The sequence below is a fragment of the uncultured Chryseobacterium sp. genome, assembly GCF_913776365.1.
Classification (GTDB): Bacteria; Bacteroidota; Bacteroidia; order Flavobacteriales; family Weeksellaceae; genus Chryseobacterium.
In genome coordinates, this window is sequence record NZ_CAJYMO010000282.1 from 1 (window position 1) to 3,182 (window position 3,182).

The window sequence follows — 3,182 nt, forward strand, 5'->3', positions numbered from 1 at the left end:
CCCGTTCTGATGGATGACAAACGCAACGAGATCATGGGCAACCAGGTGACGGGAAACCTCTGCATCCGTTTTCCGTGGCCGGGAATTGCCAGAACCATCTGGGGCGACCATCAGCGATACAAGGAAACCTATTTCACCGCTTTCCCCGGGAAATACTTTACCGGTGACGGTGCTTTACGTGATGAAGTCGGCTACTACAGGATCACCGGGCGGGTGGACGACGTGATCATCGTTTCCGGCCATAACCTGGGAACCGCGCCTATTGAAGACAGCATCAATGAACATCCGGCCGTAGCGGAATCTGCAATCGTAGGCTACCCTCATGACATCAAAGGAAATGCATTGTATGGTTTTGTCATCCTGAAAGAAACCGGGGAAGGGCGCCAGAAAGAAAACCTGAAGAAGGAAATCAACCAGCTGATCTCCGAGCAGATCGGCCCTATTGCCAAGCTTGATAAAATCCAGTTTGTCTCCGGTCTTCCGAAGACACGTTCCGGGAAAATCATGCGCCGCATCTTAAGGAAAATTGCAGAAGGCGATTTCAGTAACTTCGGGGATATCACCACGCTGTTGAATCCGGAAATCGTAGAGGAAATCAAAAATGAAAGGCTCGGCTGATAGTAACAGAATATCCGGATCATAAAATCAGATCATAACGATCCATAAAAAAGGATGCGCGGCGATTGCCATGCATCCTTTTTTTGTATCTTGCTCAGGTTATTCCTTTATGATCTTTACCGACTGTCTTCCCAGATTGGAATGGATGTCCAGCAGGTACTGTCCGGCCGGATAGTTAAAGTCAACGGCATATTTTTTCACGCCTTTATCCCGTATATCATCTTTAATAATATTTCCGATAAATTTTCCTGAGATATCATAAAGCCCGACAATGATGTGGTCAGAATGCATAAAATGGACATTCATGGCAAGCTTGTCTTTTACCGGATTCGGGACGACCTCCACGCTCAGTTTCAGGTCGGTATTTTCGGCGGATGCCTCCTGTGTACTGAGGCTGCCTGCAGTCATCTTATAAATATTTTTTCCGGAGGCATAGGCCAGGTTGTTATTGAGGATAAAAATCCTGTTGAGCGATGCCCCAACTCCGGTATTGGTCCAGGTCGTTCCGCCGTCTGAGGTTTCGTAGATCCCGGTACTGCGGCCTCCCATCCAGCCATGGGTAGCGGAAGTGAAGCCTACTGCCTGCACATAAGGATCCGGTAAATCTTTTGTTTCCCATGTAAAGCCGCCGTTGGTAGTCTTCAGCAGTTTTCCTGTATTCGGAGTTTCCGATTCAATGGAACAGAAGATCGTACTGTTGGACAGCAGCTGCATCTTCCACACATATTCGTTCTGGATATTACTGTTGTAGATCTTTGTCCAGTTCATTCCGCCATCCGTTGTTTTCAGGATAACGGCTCCGTTGGAATCGGATCCCGAAGCAAAGCCTACGTTTTCACTGATAAAAGCAACTTCTACCAAAGCTTCCGCATAGGCGGACATATCAATATACTGCCAGGTATTTCCGCTGTCGGTGGATTTGATGATGTAGGCCGGATAAAACCATGCCCCGCAACCGTACACGGTGGAAGTTCCCACACAATCCAGTCCGCAGATGGCCTGGGGATACGGAGCGATATTGTTTACCCGCTGCCAGGTGGTTCCGCCGTCTGTGGTTTTATAAAAATCGTTGTTCAGCGTGCCCAGAAACCCGATATTCTCATTCAGAAACTCAATATTGCGGTAATATTGATTGGTGGCCGCACTTACGGTCTGCTGGGTCCATGTTGCCCCGCCGTTGGTTGTCTTGAACACAGCCCCGTTCCCTCCCTTTGCGGCCCAGCCCAGATTTTCATTCAGAAAGAATACATCATCGTATCGCCCGGTGCCGTTCGAAGGCGGATAGGAAAAGGTAGTCCAGGAATATTGAGCGTTGCTTAAAACGCTGATTAGTGAAAGGGCCAGGATCAGTTTTTTCATAGGATATTAATTTTAGTACAAATGTCAGCTATTTCAGACGGATACACAACAGTATCCTGAAGTTCCTGTATCTGTACCCGTTCCCTGTCTTATTCCATCTTTTTACAATAAAAAGACTTAAATGCAGACCATGATGTAAAAGGGATTAAATTTTATTAAAAATAACGCAGATACAACCAATTTTTATTATTTTTAGAATACAAATTTAAAAACTTTACCTATGTCAAATGTTTTAGCCGGTATTTTTAACTACGGAAACGATTATAAGAATTTAGAGGCTGACCTGGAGCAGTCAGGTTTCGATAATTCAGACTATATTGTCTATCTCAATGAAGGAAGCCATGCGCCGCAGCTGGTAAGTGTTGCTGTAAGGGATGCTGCGCAGGCAGAGCATGCAGGCAGCATTTTCAGCAGCCACGGTGCCCTGAAAACTTATCTGATCGATAACATGAGCATCCATCAGGCCGATTACCAGACGGTAAAAAGATTTATTGATTCCCATAACAGGGCGGAAATCCACAACAGCCCGGACGTAAAGATCAAAGGCGCTACCGACGGCATGGATTCCGAAGTGAGATTTTAATAATCATTCTCCTCTCCCGCATAAAAAATCTGCAGCCTTGCTGCGGATTTTTTGTCAAGGGTCAATCCGCTGCGCTGGTCAAGGGTGAATTCTTAACCTCAGCCTGAAAATTCACTTGCGGAACAAAACTGACTTGCAGAGCAAAATTCACCATTCACACTTTGTCAATAGTCAATCCGCTATGCTGGTCAATGGTCAATTCTTAACATTAGTCTGAAGATTCACTTGCGAAGCAAAATTGACTTGCGGAGCAAATTCACCATTCATCGCTGGCGCAAGCTTCCGAGCTTGTGCCCATTATTCCACCGGCCTGAAATTCACTTGCAAAGCAAAATTGACTTGCAAAGCAAAATTGACTTGTGAAGCAAAATTCACCATTCACACTTTGTCAATAGTCAATCCGCTGCGCTGGGCAAGGGTGAATTCTTAACATCAGTCTGAAAATTCACTTGCGGAGCAAAATTCACCATTCACCGCTGTCGCAAGCTTCCGAGCTTGTGCCCGTTATTCCACCGGCCTGAAATTCACTTGCAAAGCAAAATTGACTTGTGAAGCAAAATTCACCATTCACACTTTGTCAATAGTCAATCCGCTATGCTGGTCAATGGTCAATTCTTAACAT

General features: G+C 45.7%; 2 protein-coding genes and 1 pseudogene. 2 read left to right on the forward strand and 1 reads right to left on the reverse strand.

The window, feature by feature from the left end; genetic code table 11:
- Nucleotides 1-618, forward strand: a pseudogene (locus QZ735_RS14795) (AMP-binding protein); the annotation flags it as partial.
- A 99-nt stretch (nt 619-717) separates the two neighbouring features.
- Here the strand turns inward: QZ735_RS14795 and QZ735_RS14800 are convergent.
- Nucleotides 718-1,977 (reverse strand): photosystem II stability/assembly factor-like protein, encoded by a 1,260-nt coding sequence (locus QZ735_RS14800; protein WP_294249860.1) that lies wholly within the window; start codon nt 1,975-1,977, stop codon nt 718-720.
- A 220-nt stretch (nt 1,978-2,197) separates the two neighbouring features.
- Here QZ735_RS14800 and QZ735_RS14805 point away from each other — a divergent pair, with 220 nt between their 5' ends.
- Entirely contained in the window at nt 2,198-2,560 is a 363-nt protein-coding gene (locus QZ735_RS14805; protein ID WP_294249862.1) for a hypothetical protein, read from the forward strand.
- Nucleotides 2,561-3,182: the final 622 nt, after the last annotated feature.